Here is a 22908-nt window from a genome sequence, read left to right on the forward strand (position 1 = left end):
GTTTTATATCTGGCTTTTAAATATAACAAGGTGTAAGCCAGGAGGCAATTGTCTCTAATCTTATACTCAACACTAAAATCTAATTAGCGAAGGCATAATTCCGAAGGCTTGATTTTATCGCCGGACGGTATGCACGTGAAATAATTTAATAACAATGAGACACGGAAACAAAAACAACCACTTAGGCCGTACTACCAGCCACCGCAAAGCGATGCTGGCAAATATGGCAACTTCGCTTATTTTACACAAGCGTATTACTACAACATTAGCAAAAGCAAAAGTTTTACGCGGATATGTTGAGCCTTTATTAACCAAATCAAAAAACGATACCACTCACTCTCGTCGTACAGTGTTTAGCTACCTGCAAGACAAGGATGCTACTACTATCCTGTTCCGCGAAATTGCTGAGAAGATAGCTAACCGTCCGGGTGGTTATACCCGTATTGTTAAGTTAGAGAACCGTTTAGGTGATAACGCTGAAATGGCGATCATTGAATTGGTTGACTATAACACCGTTTACGGTACTGACGCTGCTCCAGCTAAAAAATCAACACGTCGTCGTGGTGGTTCTTCAGCAAAAGCTAAAACCGCTGCACCTGCTGCTAAAGAAGCTGCACCGGTTGAAGAAGCCGAAGTTGCTGAAGAAGTTAAAGCCGAAGCACCAGTTGCCGAAGCTACTGAAACTCCAGCTGCCGAAGCTCCAGCTCCTGCTGAGAACGAAGAGAACGCTGAAAAAGGAGAATAATTTTAACTATTCTCTGCTTGATATTAAACGCCCTGGTTATTTAACCAGGGCGTTTTTTGTTGTCTATTGATATTCCCCTGTTTAAAGCCGCATTTATCTGATAGTCGCTTTAATAGCAAATTGGTTGCACCCGCGTATAATAGCGCTTTACCATGACAACAATAAACTGTTTCTCTTTTTTAGAGTGAAGTCATACTTTTATTTGATGCTGCAAATATGCAAGTTGATAAAAATATAAATGACTAAATTTATAGTGATATTTAACCGTGTATGACACCGCAGCTCCTTTTATACAATGTAATTTGCATAGGCTTTTTCTTGTTCTCGCTTATTTCATTTGTTAATCCGGTTAAGGTAAATAACATAGCTAACAGATGGTTTAGTCTGTTCCTGTTCTCGGTAGGCTGTAGTTTATTAAATGTAATTATCTATGAGGCTAAAGCAGAGCGATCCTACACACAGCTTATTGCCTTTAATGAGCTTTCAAGGTTTGCTATGGCGCCTGCATTATATTTAAGCATATTGCATTTTACGTCGCCCCACAAGGCATTTAAACGCCAGGAGTATCTTCATTTCATACCGTTTTTATTGTTCTTTTGTTTTATGGCGCCTGTTGCATTTATGGCGGGCGGTTCAACATGGGGCAATACGCGGGTATTGCCGCCTATTATCAACACCATTATGGCTTTTACCATGTTTGTATCTATAAAAGGCCAAATGCTCATTTATTGGATACTGGCCTGGCGTAAATTAAAACAGCATGAGAAAAACATCAGGGTGATAAATTCAAATACCGGAGAGGTTAGCTTAAACTGGCTGAAATATCTGCTTTTGGGAATAGCGTTTATGTTGGCCATTTGGTACGTTAGCATATTTTTGCAGCTTGGATTCATGAGGATTTACGCGCCAATTGGCTACCTGGCAGGCTCTCTTTTTATATTTTATTTTTTACTCGCGCAAAAGGAAATTTACCCCTTTGACGAACCTGATCTGGAGGACATCAGCACAATTATTAAGGAAAAAAGCGAAAACAACGCCGTGCGGAAAAGAGTACCTGATGAACGGTCAAATGAGCTTAAAAATAAACTTGAACATTTAATGCAAAATGAAAAGCTATACCTGGATAACGAACTGAGTTTGCCACAGCTGGCCCGGGAAATGGCCGTTTCAACACACGAGCTTTCATACCTGTTGAATGAAAACTTTGGGATTAATTTTTTTCAGTTTGTGAATAAATACCGCGTTGAAGAAGTTAAACGCTTGATGCTTTCTGAAAAGCATAGGCACCTTAATATTTTAGGTATCGCATTCAGCGCAGGCTTTAATTCAAAAACAACGTTCAATACTACTTTTAAAAAGGAAACCGGCATAGCCCCGAGTCAGTTTATGCAACATGCCAAAACCCAGGGCGCGGCACAGGCGACTGGAAGTGTAAATACCCTTTTTAATTAATTATACTTTTTTTCCATTAAAGGTGATATTGTAAAGATCGGTTCGCCGGTCTTTTAAATTTTGCACGCTACCATATTCGTGTAATTCTTCCAGTGTCGACAGGTCAACATCAGCAATCACGATCATTTCGGTATTCGGTGTAGCCTCTGATTGGATGCCATTGGTTGGGAACCCAAAATCAGACGGGGTAAATACGGCCGACTGTGCATAGGAAATACCCATGTTGTTTACATTAGGCAAATTGCCCACACAGCCGGCAATGGCAACAAAACATTCATTTTCTACCGCGCGGGCCTGAGCGCAAAACTTAACACGGTTAAAACCATTTTGGGTGTCGGTTAAAAAAGGGACAAACAATATTTGCATATCCTGGCTGGCCAGTATGCGTGATAATTCCGGAAACTCCACGTCATAACAGATCAGTATGCCTATTTTACCGGCATCAGTTTCAAATACCCTTACCTCATCGCCGCCGCGCATACCCCATGAGCTGATCTCGGATGGGGTGGGATGTATTTTATAAACCTCCTCCATGGCGCCATTACGTTTAAACAGGTAGGATACGTTATACAACGATTCCTCATAAATTGTGGGCATACTGCCTGCAATAATGTTTACATTGTATGAAACCGCCAGTTTAGAAAATTCCTCAATGATAGGCTGTGTATATTTTGCCAGTTCGCGCATGGCTTTTGCCGAATCCATGTGATTATAATCGGCCATAAGCGGTGTGTTGAATAGCTCGGGAAATAAAATAAAGTCGGCCTGGTAATCACTCACTGCGTCAACAAAATATTCAGCATGTTTCATCAGTTCGCTAATATTATTGTATGCACGCATTTGCCATTGAACCAAACCTATGCGTACTACCGTTTTTTGATTGATGGCTGTGCTGATCTCTTCATAATAAACGTTATTCCATTCAATCAGCGTTGCGAAACCTTTGGAACGGCTATCCTCAGGCAGGTAATTACGCAATACTTTACGCACATGAAAATCATTAGCCAATTGAAACGACAGAGTTGGGTCATATATCTCCTTGTATTTAACCTTGTCGATATATTGGCGCGGGGTAAGGTCGTTCTGATATTTTTGATAATTGGGTATCCGCCCGCCAGCTATAATGCTTTTAAGGTTAAGTTTTTCGCAAAGCGCCTTACGGGCCTCATATAAGCGGCGCGCCAGGCGTAATCCCCTGTAATTAGGATGAATAAAAATATCAATGCCATATAAAACATCGCCCTTGTCGGTATGTGTTTTAAAGGTGCTGTCGCCGGTAATTTGCTTATAGGTATGGTTATCGCCGTATTTTTGGTAATCTACTATAATGGATAGGGCACAGCCTACTACTGTATCATTTACAGTGATGCAGATCTGCCCTTCGGGGAAAAGCCTGATGAGTCTTTTAATGGAGTTGGCATCCCAATAATCCTCATCCATATCCATATAGGCCGATTTCATTGACTTTTTCAGGTCCTGATAATCCTGTACTTCGAGGTTCCGCATCTCAACACTTTGCAAATCCATATGTTTATTCTATATAGGTTAATCTTTTTATGGTTTCATTAATTTTTGTAGCAGGCATTGCTATGGTAATCAATTGAATCAGGTTGCTGTTTTTTTGATTTGAGTAGTACCGCAAGGCTGTGATCTTTAAATCAATTGCTTAATATACATTATTTTGCTATATATTGTTTTAAGCAGTTTAAATGTGGTTTTTACGTTATTTTTCCTAATTTATAACCATTCTAAATACATCTGTTTGACAAAGTGTTGACATTGCAACGCTTTTATAGTGATATTTTTGTTGGGTCAAATTTAAAACTGCTTTGAAGTATTTAAAGGTTATTGCTTTTACACACAAACAGATTGAACTGAAGGAATTAGGTAGATTGGTGGTTTGCCAGGAAAATCTGACAGAAAAACTTCAACAAGTAAAAACTCAATTTGGGATACCAGAGATATTTTATCTGGCCACGTGTAACCGTGTTGAATTTATTATGACAACCCCTAAAGTGGTTGATAAAGATTTTGCCAAGCGGTTTATAGAATCTTTTAATACTGAGTTGTGCCACGATTCGTTAAGCACATTTATGGATAGCGCTTCTATATATGAAGACCAGGAAGCGATGATTCACCTGCTGCGTACTTCATGTTCCCTGGAAAGCTTAATAGTTGGCGAAAAAGAGATACTTGCACAATTGCGCAAAGCCTATGAGCATTGCAAAGAGGCCGGCCTTACCGGTGATGGGTTGCGTATGGTGATGAATTGTGTGGTTAAAACAGCTAAAGAGGTTTATACCCATACCAATATCTCAAAAAATCCTATTTCGGTTGTGTCATTAGCTTACCGTAAGCTAAGGGATCTTAACTTATGTGCGAGCGATGCCCGTATACTGATCGTTGGCGCGGGCGAAACCAACCGCAATATTTCCAAATATCTTCAAAAACACAAGTTTACCAACTTCGCGGTATTTAACCGTACTATATCAAAGGCCCGGCAACTTGCCGCTGATCTTAAAGGCGAAGCTTTTGATCTTGAGGCCTTAAAAACATACAACAAAGGTTTTGATGTTATCATTACCTGTACATCGGCGGTTGAGCCTATTATTACAACCGAAATATACCAATCGCTGCTCAATGGCGAAACCGGCCGTAAAACCATTGTCGACCTGGCTATACCTAATGATACCGCACCCGAAGTACTGGAGCAATTCCCCGTTAACTTTATTGAGGTACACTCCCTTAACGAGGTAGCTAAACGTAACCTGCAGGAACGTTATCAGGAACTTGTACATGCCGAAACCATCATAGAACAAAATATCGCCGAGTTTTGTACCCAACTAAAACAACGCCGTGTTGAACTGGCCATGCGCCAGGTGCCCGAAAAAATCAAGGAGATCCGTAACACGGCCATCAACTCTGTTTTTGCTGATGAAGTTCAGGGGCTTGATGAACAATCGCGCGAGATACTGGAAAAGGTGATCAACTACATGGAAAAAAAATATATCAGCGTACCCATGATCATGGCAAAGGATATATTGATCAACGAAAACTAATTTTTCACAACGTAACCTCCTCCCTCAGCTCATTTCAATTAAGCTGCCGCGAGTTTAGCGCGGCGTAGCTTGTAGTGGTCTATGTATTGAGCTTCCAGCTTAATCTAAATCAGCAACATATCAATTGAACCTTTATCGCCGTGATAATCGCGTGCGCTGCTGTAATTCTTACTTACAACCTCTATATCCTGCGTTTAAAATTTAACTTTTAAATTATCATTAGTCAGCCTACTTTCATAACATGAATTAATGTTAAATTCATCCCTATAAAAAATTAAATTTGCACCTGTAAATAATCATTCTTTTGGACAGAACACTGATAATAGGAACCCGCGGCAGTGAATTGGCACTATGGCAGGCTAATTTTGTAAAAGACAGCCTTGCCGCAATTAATGTAACCGCCGAGCTAAAGATCATTAAAACCCAGGGCGACCGCATACTTAACCTGAGCTTTGATAAGTTAGAGGGCAAAGGTTTTTTTACCAAAGAATTAGAAGAAGAATTATTGGCCGGTACCATTGATATTGCGGTACACTCGCATAAAGACCTGCCAACTGAAAACCCTCCGGGACTCATCATCGCAGCAGTTTCAGAAAGGGAAGACCCCTCTGAACTGTTGTTGATCTTGAAAGATTGTGTTGATGTGCGCCAAAAGCTTTCTGTAAAATATGGGGCTATTGTAGGTACATCGTCAAACAGGCGTAAAGCACAGCTATTGGCCTACCGGCCCGATCTTGAGATAGAAGACCTTCGCGGCAATGTACCTACCCGTATAGGCAAACTGCGCGATGAAAAATATGACGCCATTATGCTGGCCAAGGCCGGTGTAAGCCGTTTAGGCCTTGACCTGAGCGAATTTCATGTAGAGGAGTTAACCCCAGCCGAACTGATACCTGCACCTGCGCAAGGTGCGCTGGCTATTCAGATCCGCGAAAATAACCAGGAAGTTTTTAATATCCTGCAATCACTGCACCATCCGGATGTGGCCGAAGAACTTGCTGTTGAAAGAACCGTGCTAAAGCTTTTTGGCGGCGGCTGCCACCTGCCATTGGGTTGTTATTGCCGCCGCGACGATGGTGTTTTCCAGGTATTTACCTCCAAGGCCGAAACCGGTGAAGACTTTCCGGACAGGCTGTTTTTGGAAGCGGAAACTACGCAAGGGCTGGCCGAAAAAGTGGTGGCTAAATTTACTAAAGGTCGTAAGTTCCCTTCAAAAGTATTTATATCCAGGGAGTTGTCTGATCAAAGTTATTTCCGCAAAGCATTAGAGCATCATGGCATTGAAATAGAGGCCCGCTCGCTCATACGTACTGTGCCGGTAATTACCAGGTTTGACTCTTATATATTAAAGAATATCGACTGGGTGTTTTTCTCCAGCAAAAACGCGGTGGAGTATTTTTTTCAGCTGAACCCTTTATTCCCTAAAAAAGTAAAGTTTGGGGTAATGGGCAGCGGATCTGAAGAAATGCTGCGCCGTAAAGGTTACTTTACCGATTATGTAGGTGAAGGCACCGATACCGCCGAAGTAGCCGAAGAGTTTGCAAAGCTGGCCAACGGCAAGATCATATTGTTCCCCGGTGCCGAGAGCCCGATGAGAAGTATACAGCAAGGACTGTCGGCCGATACCAAGATCATTGATCTGCCGGTATATGAAACTGTACTGGAAGAAGATGTTGAAGCCAGCGGGGCCGATGTGTTGGTGTTTACCAGTCCGTCAAACGTAGAGGCTTACTTTGTTGATAACCTGCTCGATCCTTACCAAAAGGTAGTGGCCATAGGTAAATCAACAGGAAAGAAATTTGATGAAATGGGCGTAAAGTATGCCCTGCCTTATTCTCCTGACGAAGTTGGGCTGGCCGAGGCTGTGTTTGGACTTTAGTCTTAACGCCCTGAAGGGGAATTTATAACGGGTTGCTAATATTATAAAATAAAGAAATTAAAAATTTTCCCTTTTGGGGGATGGGGGGCTTATGTTACAAAGACCACGTAGAAACCGGAAAAGTGAAGTGATACGCCAAATGGTGCAGGAAACCCATGTTAGTGCTGCTAACCTGATATTCCCGCTGTTTATAGTAGATGGTACGTTTCAAAAAACAGAAGTGGCCTCCATGCCGGGTATTTATCGTTATTCGATTGATAACTTGCTGCGCGAAATAGAAAGTTGCCTTAAACTTGGTTTAAACTCGTTTGACCTGTTCCCGAATGTTGATGAATCATTAAAAGATCAGTTTGCTACCGAGAGTTACCGTGAACAGAGCTTATATCTGCGGGCTATCCGCGAGGTAAAAAAGAACTTTCCGGAGGCTTGCGTAGTTACTGATGTAGCGATGGACCCATACAGCAGCGATGGCCATGACGGTATAGTTAAAGATGGCGTTATATTGAATGATGAAACGCTGGAAATATTAGGGAAGATGGCCCTGGCTCATGCGCAATGTGGTGCAGACATCATCGCCCCGTCTGACATGATGGACGGTCGGGTTGGATATATTCGCGGGGTACTGGACGAAAACGGTTTTACAAACGTTTCTATCATGTCATACTCGGCTAAGTATGCCAGCGCGTTTTATGGCCCGTTCAGGGACGCTTTAAATTCGGCGCCTAAATTTGGCGATAAAAAAACTTACCAGATGAATCCGGCCAACCAGCGCGAAGCACTTATTGAAGCCAATCTTGACGAACAGGAGGGGGCCGATTTTTTAATGGTAAAGCCGGCGTTGCCTTACCTGGATGTAATTAAATTGATAAAAGATAATACCGAACTGCCTGTTGCAGCCTATAACGTAAGCGGTGAATATGCCATGATCAAAGCGGCCATTCAAAAAGGCTGGCTTAATGAACAGCGTGCCATTACCGAAGTGCTTACCAGTATCAAACGAGCCGGCGCTACCGCTATATTAACTTATCACGCTAAAGAAGTGCTGGAGAATAAATGGCTTTAGGATAAGCCAAAATAAAAAGTGAAAATTGAAAACAACAATTGAGTTTTCTTTTTTACAAATAAAACAATTCTGGTTCAGAAGTATTTTGACTTTTGGGTTTTGAGTTTTGAATTAAAAGCATGTTAGATTCAATAAAAAAAATATTTTCGGGTGAGGCCAATGAGCCTGTAAATACAACAGGAAAGCCTGATATCAGCAGGGAAAAATCGGCTGAGTTGTATGCTAAAGCAAAAACTTATTTTCCCGGGGGTGTTAATTCACCGGTAAGGGCGTTCAAGTCTGTATATGGTACGCCATTGTTTATACAAAAAGGCGATGGCAGCCATATATGGGATGCCGATGGCAATGAGTTTATTGATTTTTGCTGCTCATGGGGACCGCTTATTTTGGGCCATAACAATACTAAAGTACGCGAGAAAGTGACCGAGGTAATGCAAAACGGAATGTCGTTTGGCGCACCAACCGCTTTGGAAAATGAACTGGCCGAGCTGATCCTGAAAAACAACAAACTTATTGAAAAGCTACGTTTTGTAAGCTCCGGCACCGAAGCTGTAATGTCGGCCATCAGGCTGGCGAGGGGTTACACCAAACGCGATAAAATATTAAAATTTGAAGGTTGTTACCACGGGCATGTGGATGCCTTGCTGGTTAAAGCCGGGTCTGGCCTGGTAACTTTTGGCGAAACCTCGTCGGCCGGTGTGCCCAAGTCATTTGCTGACGAAACCATAGTGGTATCCTTAAATGATAAGGATGCATTAACAAAAGCTTTCGAAGAGTTTAAAGACCAGATAGCCGCTATCATTATTGAACCAATCCCGGCCAATAACGGTTTGTTGCTGCAAGAAAAAGAGTACCTGCAGTTTTTACGCGATATTTGTACCCAAAACGGTACCCTGCTTATATTTGATGAAGTAATATCAGGCTTCCGGATAGGTTTTGAGGGTGCATCAGGTTACTATGGTATAAAACCGGATATTATTACCTATGGCAAGATCATAGGCGGAGGTATGCCGGTTGGAGCTTACGGCGCATCGGCTGCTATTATGGGCAACATATCACCCGATGGTGCGGTTTATCAGGCCGGTACACTGTCAGGCAACCCGGTAGCAATGGCTGCAGGCATTGCCCAGTTAAGTGAGCTGCTGCGAATGAGTTTTTATAAAGACCTGAATAACAAAACGGAGGAGTTCAGAGATGCGGTACAGCGCTTTGCAACCGCTCGTAATTATAAATTTAAAGTTTTCGGCATAGGCTCTATATTCTGGTTTGCTTTTACAGATAAAGAGTATATTCGTAAAGCGGAAGATATTGATGCCTCCAGCATGGAGAAATTCAAGAAATTTCACCGCGAATTAATAAATCGGGGTATTTACCTGGGTCCTTCTGGTTACGAGGTGGGTTTTATATCATCGGCACATACTAAAACAGACCTGGAAAAAGCCAAGCGGGCAATATTTGATAGTCTTGACCTTGTATTTAACGGAAAATAAAATGTAACCTAAACGCTCTGTTAAGAGAGGGTTTTGTATTAGGGATATTAAAAAAATAAAATAAACACCTCCTTATCGGGGAGATCTACAGGAGATAAAAAAATGAAAAAGCCATTTATTATTTTTTATGCGCTGATCATATATGCCGTTTCCGAATTGGTTTGGTGGGGCTATATGCTCATAAAATTGCAGCCCGAACGCATTGGGATGATCCTGGGCGAAGGCTCGATGTTTGCGTTGATACTTGTTGTGGGAGCTTATAGCTTGCACGCCTCTATTAATAAAGAACGCAAGCTGCAGGAGCAGAAAAAGAATTTTTTACTTTCGGTAACACATGAGTTAAAATCTCCGCTGGCATCAATCAAAATATTGTTGCAAACCATTCAAAAGCGTAACCTTACCCGCGAGCAACTGCTTGATTTTGTGAGCAAATCATTGCTGGATGTGGAGCGTTTGGATGATATGGTTGAAAATATGCTGCTGGCCTCAAAAATTGATAACCGCTCATATTCTTTCCCTAAAGCAAGCTTTAATCTTTCGGTATTGGTTGATAGTATTGTTAACCGTTTGCAGATCACTAAATGCGACTGTAACCAACAGATAATCGATGCGGAGATTGAACCAAAGATAGAGATCACCGGTGATAAGTTTGCCTTAACATCTGTGGTTACCAATCTTATTGAAAATGCCGTTAAATACTCCAGCCCATGTTCTGCTGTAGGGGTGAAACTGTTTTCAAAAGATGATAAAGTATACCTGGAAGTGGCCGACCAGGGAATTGGCATAGCCGATAATGAAAAAACACGTATTTTCGATAAATTTTACCGTGTTGGCAGCGAGGATACCCGTAATACCAAAGGTACCGGACTGGGGCTTTATATTGTAAAAGAAGTGCTTGATAAACACCATGCCAGCATCCGCGTTAGAGATAACCGGCCTGAGGGCAGTGTTTTTGAAGTTGTATTTGGATTAACCTAAATTAAAAAGTAAAATGCCAAACAAAAAAAGGATCTTATTAGCTGAAGACGAAGAACATTTGTTAGAAGCTATCAAACTTAACCTTGAGCTGGAGGGTTATAAAGTTTCTACAGCTAAAAATGGAAAAAAGGCTTTACAATTATTTAAGGAAGAGCGTTTTAACCTGGTGATATTAGATGTAATGATGCCCGAAATAGATGGCTTTGTAGTTGCTGAAACTATCAGGCTTGAAAATACCGAAGTGCCTATTATGTTTTTAACTGCTAAAAACACCAATGAGGACAAAATTTCGGGTTTAAAAAAAGGTGCCGATGATTACCTGACCAAGCCTTTTAACCTGGAAGAGTTGATACTAAGGGTGAATAACCTGATAAAGCGCAGCTTAAAAGGGGAAGAGTTGAAGGAATTTAACAGCTATAAAATTGGTGAGAAAACTATTCACTTTAACTCATTTGAGCTGGTGAATGAGGATGAGTCAATTACCCCGCTCACCAAAAAGGAGACTATGCTGCTTAAGCTGCTTATTGAACGCAGAAACGATGCCGTATCCCGCGAGCAGATCCTGGAAACGGTTTGGAATTATGACGTATATCCTTCAACCCGTACTATTGATAACTTTATCCTAACCTTCCGTAAGTATTTTGAACCAGATCCTAAAAACCCGGTTTATTTTCACTCTATCCGTGGTGTAGGTTATAAATTTACCGATAATCAGCATTAATGTTCAGTAACAGGGTACGCATATTTATCGCATTTGTTTTCCTGTTGTCATTCGGTTTGCTGTGCTATCTGCACATTTATGAACTGGCGGCAGTAGCGGCAATGATGATCTTATTGCTCATTTGGGATTACTTTAAACAAGGTACCCTTATTGTAGCTGCCAAGTATTTTCATGCCAAGAACTATGATAAAGCCGAAGCCGCGTTAAAAGAGATTACAAGGCCCGAATGGCTTAGTAAAAAGCGCAGAGGTTTTTATGAGTATATATCGGGTGGTATTTGTATCCAAAAACAAAATTTTGAGGAAGCAGAAAAGCATTATGAGCTGGCGGCGCAATACCCTCTGCATACGGTTAATGACCACGTAGCGGCGTTAGTTACGGTTGCAAATATCAATATCAGGTTTGGCAATTATGATAAAGCCAAAGCCTATTTACAACTGACTGAAAAACATGCTGATAAAATTTCGGCTAAGATGAAGGAAGTAATAGGCCGCCTGCATCAGGAACTAAAGAAACACTAATAATCAGAGGCGCATGTAATGCGTCTTTACAAATAAACTATAGAGACAGATTACATCTGTCTCTTATACAATATGAGAGATTCGTTATTAATAAAAGCAGCTTTTTCCGAAAAAACAGAACGTCCGCCGGTATGGATGATGCGCCAGGCTGGTCGTTTCATGAAAGAATATTGGGATATCAAAAACAAATATTCTTTTCTGGAAATGTGCAAAACACCGGAACTTGCCGCTGATGTTACCATGCTGCCGGTAAACTTATTGGGTATTGACGGTGCCATCCTGTTTTCTGACATACTGGTTACCGGCGAGGCGATGGGAGGCGATCTGAGCTTTCAAAACGGTGTTGGTCCTAAATTTGCCAACCCCGTACGTACACAGGCCGATATTGATAACCTGCAGACCGATGTAGTACACAAGCTGCAATATGTAGCCGACGCCATAAAAGTGATACAACAGCGCCTTAACGGCAGTATTCCGCTTATTGGGTTTGCAGGGGCTCCATTTACGGTAATGAGCTACCTGGTGGAGGGCGGATCGTCAAAAGATTTTAAGCTTACCAAGCTCATGCTGCATAATGAGCCGGAAATGGCCCATCAACTGTTGTCAAAAATTGCCAGCGTTACCGCCGACTATTTGAACATGCAAATTGCGGCCGGCGTAAATGCTGTGCAGATATTTGACAGCTGGGCACAGGCCCTGGCATGGGATGATTATAAGGAGTTTAGCCATCGTTATATTAATGAGATCATTAGCAAGCTTAACCGCAAGGATATTCCGGTAATATCTTTCTGTAAAGGGAGCTCGGTATTTGCGCCTTTAATGGCCGAGGCTAAGCCTGACGTGATCTCTATTGACTGGAATGTTGACCTGCTTGATATTAAGAAACGTTTACCTGCAGGCGTAGCCGTACAGGGTAACCTTGACCCGCATATTTTATATGCTGATAAAAAAGTAATTAAAGAACGCATATACCGCCTGTTCGACCGGATGAAGGACGAAAAAGGCTTCATCTTTAACCTGGGTCACGGCATTATGCCTGATATCCCTTTTGACAATGTGAAGTACGCGGTTGAGGTAATAAAAGAGTATACCCCTTTTAGGGGATAGGGCTGTATGTATCAATATGTTTTAGCTATACACATTATTTTTGTAGTTTGCTGGATGGCGGGCCTGTTTTACAGCGTAAGGTTATTTATTTATCATACCGAAGCGCAGGATAAGCCCGAACCAGACCGCAAGATACTATCTGAGCAGTTTACCATTATGGAGCGTAAACTGTGGAATATCATTACCATCCCTTCCATGATCCTAACCGTGGCGGCGGGTATTACCATGCTGATATTACGCCCTGTATGGCTTCAGTTTGGCTGGATGCATATTAAACTCACTTTCGTTGTCATCTTAGGCATCTATCATCATATGTGCCAGAACAAGATCAAGCAAATGGCCAATGGGGTATTTAAATGGACATCAATCCAGCTACGCCTCTGGAATGAGCTGGCCACCATATTGCTGTTCGCTATAGTTTTCCTCGTAGTACTTAAAAGTTCCCTTAACTGGATATTTGGCGTTACCGGCCTTGTTGCCTTGGCGGTGATATTGATGATAGCGGTAAAAATATACAAGCGGTACAGAACCAAAAAATAGGAAATTATTCTTTAAGAAAGTTTTACCGGCTGTATGAACGCGGCCGGTTTTTTATGCTTATATCTGCCGTAATTCAAATATATTTTTGCGGCCGTGCAACCATTTGATAAGGCCTTACATCTTACTGTTATAAATGATGTTTTTGGAACCACCGTATACTATTCAACAATTGATTGACCGCTGTAAGGCAGGCGAACGCAAAGCACAGGAATTGCTGTATAAACAATTTGCTGCAAAAATGCTGGCGGTTTGTATGCGTTATGCCACAGATAGGATGGAAGCTGAGGATATGCTGCAGAACGGTTTTATAAAAGTGTTCCAAAAAATTAATGATTACCGGGGCGAGGGCGCTTTTGAAGGCTGGGTAAGGCGTATAGTAGTTCATAGCTCCATTGAATATTACCGCAAACATCATAAAATGCTGCAGGTAATTGATGTTGTTGAAATGGCAAATGAACCATCTGTTAACCCGGTTGCGGCCTCAAACCTTGATGCGCAGATACTAATTAACCTGATACAGCAATTGCCGCCTGGTTATCGTATCGTATTTAATCTTTACGCTTTGGAGGGTTATTCGCATAAAGAAATTGCCGATATGGTTGGCATTAGTGAAGGAGCCTCAAAATCGCAGTTATCAAGGGCCCGGAATGTATTAAAAGAACAAATTGCAAAAATGGAGGGTAAAAGCTATGGATATGCAGGATAACGAGTTGGATAAGCTGTTCCGATCTGCACTTGATGATTTGGAAATAGAACCGTCTGCCAAGGTTTGGACAGGCATCAACAGTCAGTTAAATGCAGACAAACGCCGGAGGTCGCTCGTGCCTTTTTTAAGCGTAGCAGCGGGTATTATATTATTGATCACTGTAGGGCTATTGTTTATGCCCGAAATAACTAAAGTAAACCAACAACAAACGTCAGCTAATAAAGTAACTGAAAATCAGCCCGTAGCCAAATCGTTAGCTGCTGTTAAAGCAAGTCCAGCTGTAACAACAGCCAACAGTACAAACAAAAAGGTTGCAGCCAAAGTTATAGCATCGGCCGGCAGCTTTGCTGCTGTAAAAGTCAATAATGAGCAGATTCGGCACAAAGCGGCGAAAACTCCGGAACTGAAAGAAATAGTGGCAGGATCAAATGAAGGCTCGGCGCCGGTTTTGGCTTCCCGCGGCAATGATTTGATAAACCCAGCTGCCCCTGACGCCCGCAACGGAATAACAGGCGGACCAGAGGTTGATGATCTCGCATTTAAAGGCAAGCCGCAATTGGCAGCTGCACAACTGCCCGATGTTGACAAATTAAAGCCGGCGCCTGTTAAAAAGCATCGTATCCGTAGTTTGGGCGATGTGTTTAACGTAGTGATTGCAGCTGTTGATAAACGGGAAGATAAGATCATTGAATTTAGCAATACCGACGAGGATGACGCTACTATTACGGGTGTTAACCTGGGGATCATTAAAGTAAAGAAAGAAAAATAATATATTTTAAGCATTATATGAAACGCCTGATTTTTACCATTATCATATGCGTTGGGACAAGCGCGCTGCTTGCTCAAACCACCCCTGCAGATTCAACCCATACTGCAACAGATACCGTACACAAAAAACGACTGAGAATGAAGCTTGGCATGGGCGAAGACGCCACGGTTATATCAAGCGGACCTGATACAGCATACCACGCACGTAAAGCACCCGGCTTTTCATTTGGTGTAACATTCTCCAGGATAGATCTTGGTTTTGCAACGCTGATTGATCATGGCAGCTTTACTTTATCGCCTAATAACCAGTTTTTAAGCTACCGCCAGTGGAAAACCAGCAACTTTGGTTTTGATCTTGTACAGTTTGGCTATCGTTTTAACAGCGCTTTTAAAATATATGTTTCGGGAGGGTTCGACTGGACGCATATCCGCCTGCGCAGGGATATAACCATACAAAGAAATGCCCCGGTCTTAACTTATACCGAAGATGATATTAATTACAGTAAGAACCGTTTTTCGTCAAGTTATCTGCGTATCCCCTTATCCTTTTACTATCGCGGGCCCGAGGATGCCAGTGGTAATCATTTCAGGCTGGTTGCAGGTCCCGAAATTGGAGTGTTGCTTAATGGACGGGTGAAGCAAATAAGTGAAGAGAACGGCAAGCAAAAATTCAATGATGATTATCATTTTACCAAATTGCGCAAAGGGGCCTTTGTACGCGTAGGTTATGGTTTAATGGGCATTTACGCTAAATACTACTTCAGCGATATGTTTGAGAATAGCCCGGCACAGGCTGGCTTAAAGAATTTTTCTTTCGGATTAACATTAGGGTTTTAATACAATATCAGATCGTTGATTGTTGTTAAACTGAAAAAAATCAGTAAAATGAGTCAATCATAAAAATCAACGGTTTATCTTTGCCCTTCATGTCAGATACTCCTTTTTTGCAGGCCATTGCGGTAAGTAAGATATATCCGGGCAAACATCAGGCCGGGGTTAAAAAAACAGATATTGTTATACAACCCGGCAGGATAACCGCTATTATTGGCGAAAGCGGCAGCGGGAAAAGTACTTTATTAAAATTACTGTACGGTTTGCTTTCGCCGGATGAAGGTTTGGTGCAATTTAAGGGTGAACGTATTTGGGGACCCGAAGAAAAATTAATTCCGGGTCATGATGCCATGAAAATGGTTACCCAGCATACAGATGACCTTAACCTTTTTGCCAAAGTATGGGATAACGTTGCTGCTATGCTGCCTGCTACCGATCTGAACGCCAAACAACAGAAAACGGAGCAGGTTTTAAAACAGCTCAATATGGCCGCCATGGCCGATAAACGTGTAGCCGATTTGAGCGGCGGCGAGAAACAACGGGTAGCCATTGCCCGCGCTATTATAACCCGTCCGCAAATTTTATTACTCGATGAACCTTTTAACCAGGTAGATACCTCTTTTAGGGAGGGCCTGCAGCACGATATCAGGCAGATAGTGAAAGAAACAGGCCTTACAGTGATCATGGTATCTCATGACCCGGCCGAAGTGCTATCCATGGCCGATGAACTGATTGTGCTTAAGCAGGGCGAAATTGTAGAACATGGTCACCCCAAAACCTTATACCAATCTCCGCAGAACCTTTATACCGCGCAATTACTCAGCAACTGTAATATACTTACCGCTGCTGAAGCCAAACTTTGCGGTATTAAAATCAATGAAGAACACGCGGTAATATACCCCGAATGGATAAAACTGAAACTAATTACCCAGGCAAGAAACTGGGTAGTAAGGCAAGTATTATTTAAGGGATTTTATGAAGACCTGATACTTGAGCAGAACGGAACGATACTACGTGTAGTAAATGAAGAATCGGGTAAATACCTTGAAGGTGATAAGGTTGCGGTAAGGGTAGGGAAGTGGCTGGAATATTAGCACGAATATTTCTCATGCTGAACGGAGTGAAATATCCTCTGGTAGCTTTTAAAAAAGGTCATTGAACAGGAAGAGGAATGAGGGAGGCGCGAAAGAGAAATCTTCAACACCGTGCAAGTCAGCATGTATAGCGTACAAGATTTCTCTCTGTCGTTCGAAATGACATGCTTTTTATTGCTCAGGGTCCTCTGTGAGAGACCCTGAGGGAACCGAAGTTTATTTCGGAAGATTTTACACCAGGTATTCAACAAGGTACTATCGTTGTTGAGCTCCATACCCAATCGATTTTTCGCTACGTTTAGAACAAAGGATAAAAGGCAGGATCTATATCCAAGTGCAACCGCAAATAACCATTCTCCACTTTTTTCTGATCTTCGGTAAAGTCTTCTGCTATCACTGCGGTAAATTTGGCTTCCAGGTTATAACCACCAGATGTCGCTTTATTAAAGCTAATGATCTCAAACGTAGATCCTTGTTGAAATCCAGGTTTGAGTTTGCTGATGTGGCGCAAATCATGCGTAGGATAAGAAAAAAATGATTTGTCATCAACTCTTAAACTCAGAGCTATGCCATCCTGTAAGTTTTCGCGGCCAAAATCTTCCGCATATGGATGTTTGCCAACAGCATATAATTTGAGCATTTCCTCAAACTTCGGATAGTATAAAAAAGCTATTTTTATATCCTTTTTATTATACTTTTTTATAAATGATATGCTAAGGCCTCCATCAGTGGAGAATATATTAGTTACCCGGTAATACAACACGGAGTCTGGATTCCCAACAATTTCATAATCACTGCCATTTTTAATATTCACAACTTTTTGATCAACCTGCTGATTGCCTGAGATGGGGTTACTAAAAGATTTAGAGTTAACCATATATGTTTTGCCATCCACAGTATACGAAACCGAATCATGCACCGCGGCAATTACCGGAGGTTTGTTTTCAGATGTGTCTGATTTGGTAACATGATCTTTTTGACAGGATGTAAATACGGATAAAAGTAGAAGCGTGTAAATAAGGCAGAGTTTTTTCATAAATAGTTCTAAGTGCAAAAATAACCTAATCTGGCTAATTTTATTTGTATAATATTGATAATATTTATGGTGAGACATTGATTTCATATAAAGGTTTATTGAGATGGATAAATATTATTTTAATCAATAAATAGCAACCTGTTAGCGTGGCGCTTTTGCCTTTTTAGTTCTCTCAGTGTCTCTCGCAGAGGGCCCCGAAGGAACTAAGTAGTTTTTAAAAATGTCATTTCGATAGAGCAGGGAGAGGAATGAGGGAGGCGCGAAAGAGAAATCTTCTACGCCGAGCAAGTCAATAGGTAAAGGTGTACAGGATTTCTCTCTGTGGTTCGAAACGACAAGATGCTTTTTTGTCTTATTTTTAGAAGCGTTTAGGCTATTAAACACGAAACTTACGAAGTTTTTAAAGCTTCGTAAGTTTCGTTGAAAGTATATTTCGAAGATTTTTACACCAGGTACTCAAACAAGGTGCGGTCTTTATTAAGCTCTATTACATTAAAGCGATGTGCTAACATGCGTTTTAATAAGGCAGGATAGTCATCAGCCGATTTCAGTTCGATACCTACCAGGGCAGGGCCATTTTCTTTTTCGTTCTTCTTGATAAACTCGAACCGGGTAATATCATCATGCGGCCCCAGTACATTGTTCACAAACAGTTTTAACGCACCCGGACGCTGTGGGAATCGCACGATAAAGTAATGCTTAAGCCCTTCATATAGCAAAGATTTTTCTTTGATCTCCTGCATACGGGCAATATCATTATTGCCACCACTAATGATGCAAACTACCTTTTTACCCTTTATCTTATCCCTGCAGGCATCCAGAACAGCCACCGATAAAGCGCCCGCGGGCTCAACAACTATGGCGTCCTCGTTATACAGTTTTAATATAGTAGTACAAACTTTGCCCTCGGCTACCAGCAACATATCATCCAGCACCTCACGGCAAATATCATAAGTTAATGCTCCTACACGTTTCACGGCAGCGCCATCAACAAAACGGTCAATTTCGGGCAAAGTAATAGGTTCTCCCTGTTCCAAAGCCTTCAGCATGGATGGAGCCCCTTCGGGTTCAACACCTGCTAAATAAATACCGGGTACATGTTGTTTTAAATAAGTACCAGTTCCGGCCGCTAATCCGCCGCCTCCTATGGGCATAATTACAGCTTCCACATCGGGCAGGTCCTGCAATATTTCCACGCCAACAGTTCCCTGACCTTCAATAATGCGGTAATTATCAAATGGCGGAATAAAAGTCATTTGATGCGCTTCGGTATAAGCTAAGGCCTCGCGCAGGCAATCATCAAAAGTATCGCCGGTTAAAACCAGTTCTACGCTGCCATGGCCGTGCATTTCTGTTTGGGTAACCTTTTGCTTGGGGGTAATCTCAGGCATAAAAATTACGCCTTTGGTACCTAATGCGTTACAGCTGAAGGCAACACCCTGTGCATGGTTGCCGGCACTGGCGCAAACAACGCCTCTGCTAAGTTCTTCGGCAGTTAACTGGCTTATCATATTGTAGGCACCACGCAGTTTGTATGAACGTACTATCTGCAGGTCTTCGCGTTTAAAATATATTTCGCAATCATATTTTGCCGACAGACCGGCATTATATTCCAGCGGGGTACGTTTTACAACGCCTTTTAAACGTTCGTAAGCCGACTCAAAATCAAGCTGGTTTTTAGTATCAGTTTCCATTATTAATTTTTTACCAGCTTATGTGCTACTAAAGCCAGCAGGTCATCGTCGTTGATGTCAAGCTTAGCATCGGCAAGGGTTAAAAAGTTGTTATAAGCTTCGGCCAGTTCTTCTTTATTCAAATTAAAGCCAAGGCGCTCCAGGTGAAATTTGAGCGCATGCCTGCCGCTGCGCGCGGTAAGTACAATACTCGCGCTTGGGAAGCCAACATCTTCGGGCCGTATGATCTCATAATTCTCGCGGTTTTTCAGAAAGCCATCTTGATGTATACCAGAGCTGTGCGCAAATGCATTGGCGCCTACAATAGCTTTATTAGGCTGTACAGGCATGCGCATTTGTGTACTGATCATGCGGCTTAGTTCAAAAAAGTTTTTGGCGTTGATGTTGGTATGCAAACCAAGAGCCTGGTGTGTTTTCAGGATCATCACCACTTCCTCAATAGATGTATTGCCTGCACGTTCGCCAATGCCATTAATGGTGCCTTCTATTTGGCGTGCGCCGTTTTGCAGGCCAGCAACAGAGTTTGCGGTAGCCAGGCCCAGGTCATTGTGGCAATGAACAGAAATAATAGCCTGATCAATATTTTTTACGTTCTCTTTTAAGAATTTGATCTTGCTGCCGTACTGATCAGGCAGGCAATAACCGTTGGTATCCGGAATGTTCACCACGGTGGCGCCTGCTGCAATTACAGCCTCAACCATTTTAGCTAAAAACTCCACATCGGCACGACCAGCGTCTTCAGCATAAAATTCAATATCTTCAACGGCACGTTTAGCATATTTTACAGCTTCAACGGCGCGCTCCAATATTTCTTCGCGGGTACTGTTGAATTTATGTTTGATATGCATATCAGACGAACCTATGCCAGTATGTATACGCGGGCGTTTGGCATATTTTAACGACTCAATAGCGGCGTCAATATCACCTTTGTTGGCACGTGTAAGGGCACAAACCGTGGGCTCTTTTACAGCCTTTGAAATTTCAACAACGCTGTTAAAATCGCCCGGACTTGATATCGGGAAACCCGCTTCAATAATATCCACGCCCAGCAGCTCCAGTTCTTTTGCTATCTCAATCTTTTCGGGGGTTGTTAACTGGCAACCCGGTACCTGCTCGCCATCGCGAAGCGTGGTGTCAAAAACATAAACGCGGTTGGGATCGTGTAACATATCTTTTTTAGATTTTTAGATGTCAGATAGGAGAGTTGAAACCCATATCTTTCATCAGTTAATTATTCTTTTGTTTTTTTTAAGCGGGGATTTAGATCAAGTGTAATCTCAAATCTCACCTCTCATATCTAATTTTATTCTTTAACAGCTACAAACCTTAGCCTTTTATAATCAGCGTACCATTGGCCGCCTTCGTTATAATAGGGTTCAAGCTTGTGGGTTATTTCTGTTAGTATCTGTTGTTTTTCGTCTTCGGGAATAACTTCCAGGTATTGTGCACCAAACATGGTTACCCATTTGGCTACACCCTGATCGCCATCCTGCAATGGCGTTTTACGGTCGTAATGAACGGCATACGTTACTTTAAACCCATGCTCTTCCAGTTTGGTGGCATATTCGCCAATTGACGGGAAATACCAGATTCTGGCATCTGCCTGTTCATGATAACCGTGATTTTGCAATACCATTTGGGTAGCTTCAATTAAGCGGGAAACATTGCCTTTGCCGCCCATTTCGGCTATAAAGCGGCCGCCATGTTTAAGGCTGTTGTACACACTGCGCATCATTCCGTTTTGGTCCTTTACCCAATGCAGGGCCGCGTTTGAAAATACGGCATCGTATGGTGTATCTGTAAAGAAATCAGCGGCATTTTCAACCACAAAATCAATTTCGGGATACTTTTCTTTAGCCTGGGCAATCATATCGGGCGACAGGTCGGCACCCTTTACTTTAGCACCCTTACTTTGTATCTGTTTTGTTAAATGGCCTGTACCGCAACCCAGATCAAGGATATATTCGCCTGCTTTAGCATCCAGCAATTCCAGCACGTCCTCACCGTATTGAAATACAAAGGCGTGTTTTTGATCATATAAATCAGCGTTCCATTTCATATAAGCTTCGTTGTGTTCATGAACCACGGTCAATGGGCCATGAGCTATTTTCTATAAATACTCCAGCACTTTTTGCCCCATGGCTTTTGTGCCTAAAATTTTGGTTTTATCGGTATTGGCGTCGGCAATATCGCCTGTGCGGTAACCTTCTTTTAACGCTTTGTCAATGGCTGAGGTTATCAGCTTAGCTTCTTCTTTCAGTCCGAAACTGATCTCCAGCATTAAAGCCACAGATAATATAGACGCCAGCGGATTGGCTTTGTCCTGCCCTGCAATATCATGTGCCGAACCGTGGATAGGCTCAAAGAAGCCTGTACCATCACCAATTGAAGCCGAGGCAAGCATACCCATTGAGCCGGCAATCTGCGACGCTTCGTCAGTTAAAATATCACCAAAAAGGTTGGCGGTTAATACCACATCAAACTTTTTGGGGTTTTTAACCAGTTGCATAGCGGCGTTGTCAATAAACATATGCTCAGTTTCTACATCGGGATATTGTTTCGCAATCTCCTGAACCACTTCGCGCCATAACCTGGAAGCTTCAAGCACATTTGCTTTATCAACAGAGCACAACCTTTTGCCGCGCACCCTTGCTGCTTCATAAGCTTTTATAGCAATGCGTTCCACTTCATAGCGGGAGTAGATCATCAGATCAGACGCGGTATTGCGGTCTTCGCTGCGCTTTTTCTCGCCAAAATAAACGTCGCCGGTCAGTTCCCTGAAGAAAAGAATATCAGTCCCTTTCAATATCTCGGGTTTCAGGCTCGACGCGTCCAGCAGTTCATCAAATAGCATAATGGGGCGCAGGTTGGCATACAGTCCCAGTTCTTTACGTATTTTTAATAAACCCTGTTCTGGCCGTACTTTGGCCGATGGATCGTTATCATATTTTATATGGCCAATAGCTCCGAACAAAATGGCATCGCTGCTTTTTGCCTTTGCCAAAGTTTCATCAGGCAGCGGGTTACCGGTAGCTTCAATACCCGCGTGACCCATCAGGGCCTCGTCAAAAGTAAATTCATGGCCAAATTTTTGACCAATTGTTTCCAATACAGCTTTACCCCAGGTTGTTACTTCGGGCCCGATACCATCACCGGGTATTACTAATATGTGTTTTTTAATTCCCATTTGTTTTCAATTCGTCATTGCGAGGTACGGAGCAATG

Annotated in this window: 21 protein-coding genes; 15 read left to right on the forward strand and 6 right to left on the reverse strand. The window is 42.2% G+C overall.

Features of this window, described 5'->3' with window-relative positions; genetic code table 11:
• The first annotated feature begins 154 nt into the window (after nt 1-154).
• Together rplQ and J2W55_RS00935 are read left to right on the forward strand one after the other, a co-directional pair.
• Nucleotides 155-745 (forward strand): 50S ribosomal protein L17, encoded by a 591-nt coding sequence (gene rplQ / locus J2W55_RS00930; RefSeq protein WP_310090923.1) that lies wholly within the window; start codon nt 155-157, stop codon nt 743-745.
• Nucleotides 746-1015: 270 nt separating this feature from the next.
• Entirely contained in the window at nt 1016-2197 is a 1182-nt protein-coding gene (locus J2W55_RS00935) for a helix-turn-helix domain-containing protein (RefSeq protein WP_310090925.1), read from the forward strand.
• Here J2W55_RS00935 and J2W55_RS00940 read toward each other — a convergent pair whose 3' ends face one another.
• Complete coding sequence (locus J2W55_RS00940; protein WP_310090929.1) at nt 2198-3724, reverse strand: carbon-nitrogen hydrolase family protein; 1527 nt, start codon at nt 3722-3724, stop codon at nt 2198-2200.
• A 302-nt stretch (nt 3725-4026) separates the two neighbouring features.
• On the opposite strand from J2W55_RS00940, the gene hemA reads away from it, so the two are divergent.
• The 13 genes from hemA to J2W55_RS01005 all read left to right on the forward strand — a co-directional run bounded on the left by hemA (nt 4027) and on the right by J2W55_RS01005 (nt 16954).
• Nucleotides 4027-5256 carry a glutamyl-tRNA reductase gene (gene hemA / locus J2W55_RS00945; protein ID WP_310090931.1) on the forward strand — a complete coding sequence of 410 codons (1230 nt, stop codon included), beginning with the start codon at nt 4027-4029 and terminating at the stop codon, nt 5254-5256.
• A 304-nt stretch (nt 5257-5560) separates the two neighbouring features.
• Nucleotides 5561-7135 (forward strand): hydroxymethylbilane synthase, encoded by a 1575-nt coding sequence (hemC, locus tag J2W55_RS00950; RefSeq protein ID WP_310090933.1) that lies wholly within the window; start codon nt 5561-5563, stop codon nt 7133-7135.
• Between the two features lie 91 nt (nt 7136-7226).
• Nucleotides 7227-8198: a porphobilinogen synthase gene (hemB, locus tag J2W55_RS00955; protein ID WP_310090935.1), complete on the forward strand. Its 972-nt coding sequence runs from the start codon at nt 7227-7229 to the stop codon at nt 8196-8198.
• 119 nt (nt 8199-8317) lie between these two features.
• Nucleotides 8318-9688, forward strand: coding sequence for a glutamate-1-semialdehyde 2,1-aminomutase (hemL, locus tag J2W55_RS00960; protein WP_310090937.1), 1371 nt, complete (start codon nt 8318-8320; stop codon nt 9686-9688).
• 102 nt (nt 9689-9790) lie between these two features.
• On the forward strand, nt 9791-10666 hold the full coding sequence (locus J2W55_RS00965; protein WP_310090941.1) for a sensor histidine kinase: 876 nt from the start codon (nt 9791-9793) through the stop codon (nt 10664-10666).
• 13 nt (nt 10667-10679) lie between these two features.
• Nucleotides 10680-11387 (forward strand): response regulator transcription factor, encoded by a 708-nt coding sequence (locus J2W55_RS00970; RefSeq protein WP_310090943.1) that lies wholly within the window; start codon nt 10680-10682, stop codon nt 11385-11387.
• A complete protein-coding gene (locus J2W55_RS00975; RefSeq protein ID WP_310090944.1) occupies nt 11387-11908 on the forward strand; it encodes a tetratricopeptide repeat protein in 522 nt (173 codons plus the stop codon). Before J2W55_RS00970 ends, J2W55_RS00975 begins: the two co-directional genes overlap by 1 nt.
• Before the next feature lie 72 nt (nt 11909-11980).
• Nucleotides 11981-13015, forward strand: a complete 1035-nt coding sequence (gene hemE, locus J2W55_RS00980) for a uroporphyrinogen decarboxylase (protein WP_310090946.1) — start codon at nt 11981-11983, stop codon at nt 13013-13015.
• 6 nt (nt 13016-13021) lie between these two features.
• Nucleotides 13022-13555 carry a protoporphyrinogen oxidase HemJ gene (hemJ, locus tag J2W55_RS00985; protein WP_310090948.1) on the forward strand — a complete coding sequence of 178 codons (534 nt, stop codon included), beginning with the start codon at nt 13022-13024 and terminating at the stop codon, nt 13553-13555.
• Between the two features lie 136 nt (nt 13556-13691).
• Entirely contained in the window at nt 13692-14261 is a 570-nt protein-coding gene (locus J2W55_RS00990; RefSeq protein ID WP_374726359.1) for an RNA polymerase sigma factor, read from the forward strand.
• Complete coding sequence (locus J2W55_RS00995) at nt 14245-15030, forward strand: hypothetical protein (protein WP_310090952.1); 786 nt, start codon at nt 14245-14247, stop codon at nt 15028-15030. Before J2W55_RS00990 ends, J2W55_RS00995 begins: the two co-directional genes overlap by 17 nt.
• A 17-nt stretch (nt 15031-15047) precedes the next feature.
• The gene (locus J2W55_RS01000; RefSeq protein ID WP_310090954.1) at nt 15048-15866 is read left to right on the forward strand and encodes an outer membrane beta-barrel protein; all 819 of its coding nucleotides are present in this window, start codon (nt 15048-15050) and stop codon (nt 15864-15866) included.
• 89 nt (nt 15867-15955) lie between these two features.
• Nucleotides 15956-16954 carry an ABC transporter ATP-binding protein gene (locus tag J2W55_RS01005; protein WP_310090957.1) on the forward strand — a complete coding sequence of 333 codons (999 nt, stop codon included), beginning with the start codon at nt 15956-15958 and terminating at the stop codon, nt 16952-16954.
• A 298-nt stretch (nt 16955-17252) separates the two neighbouring features.
• On the opposite strand, the gene J2W55_RS01010 is transcribed toward J2W55_RS01005, so the two are convergent.
• The 5 genes from J2W55_RS01010 to leuB form a co-directional block, all read right to left on the reverse strand.
• Nucleotides 17253-17990 (reverse strand): hypothetical protein, encoded by a 738-nt coding sequence (locus tag J2W55_RS01010; RefSeq protein WP_310090959.1) that lies wholly within the window; start codon nt 17988-17990, stop codon nt 17253-17255.
• Between the two features lie 443 nt (nt 17991-18433).
• Nucleotides 18434-19684, reverse strand: a complete 1251-nt coding sequence (ilvA, locus tag J2W55_RS01015; protein WP_310090960.1) for a threonine ammonia-lyase IlvA — start codon at nt 19682-19684, stop codon at nt 18434-18436.
• A 2-nt stretch (nt 19685-19686) separates the two neighbouring features.
• Nucleotides 19687-20853 (reverse strand): 2-isopropylmalate synthase, encoded by a 1167-nt coding sequence (locus tag J2W55_RS01020; RefSeq protein ID WP_310090962.1) that lies wholly within the window; start codon nt 20851-20853, stop codon nt 19687-19689.
• Between the two features lie 134 nt (nt 20854-20987).
• Nucleotides 20988-21743 carry a class I SAM-dependent methyltransferase gene (locus tag J2W55_RS01025; protein ID WP_310090964.1) on the reverse strand — a complete coding sequence of 252 codons (756 nt, stop codon included), beginning with the start codon at nt 21741-21743 and terminating at the stop codon, nt 20988-20990.
• 51 nt (nt 21744-21794) lie between these two features.
• On the reverse strand, nt 21795-22865 hold the full coding sequence (gene leuB / locus J2W55_RS01030; RefSeq protein WP_310093454.1) for a 3-isopropylmalate dehydrogenase: 1071 nt from the start codon (nt 22863-22865) through the stop codon (nt 21795-21797).
• Between the last annotated feature and the right edge of the window lie 43 nt (nt 22866-22908).

Origin of the sequence: Mucilaginibacter pocheonensis (assembly GCF_031456535.1) — a bacterium.
Taxonomy (GTDB): Bacteria; Bacteroidota; Bacteroidia; order Sphingobacteriales; family Sphingobacteriaceae; genus Mucilaginibacter; species Mucilaginibacter pocheonensis.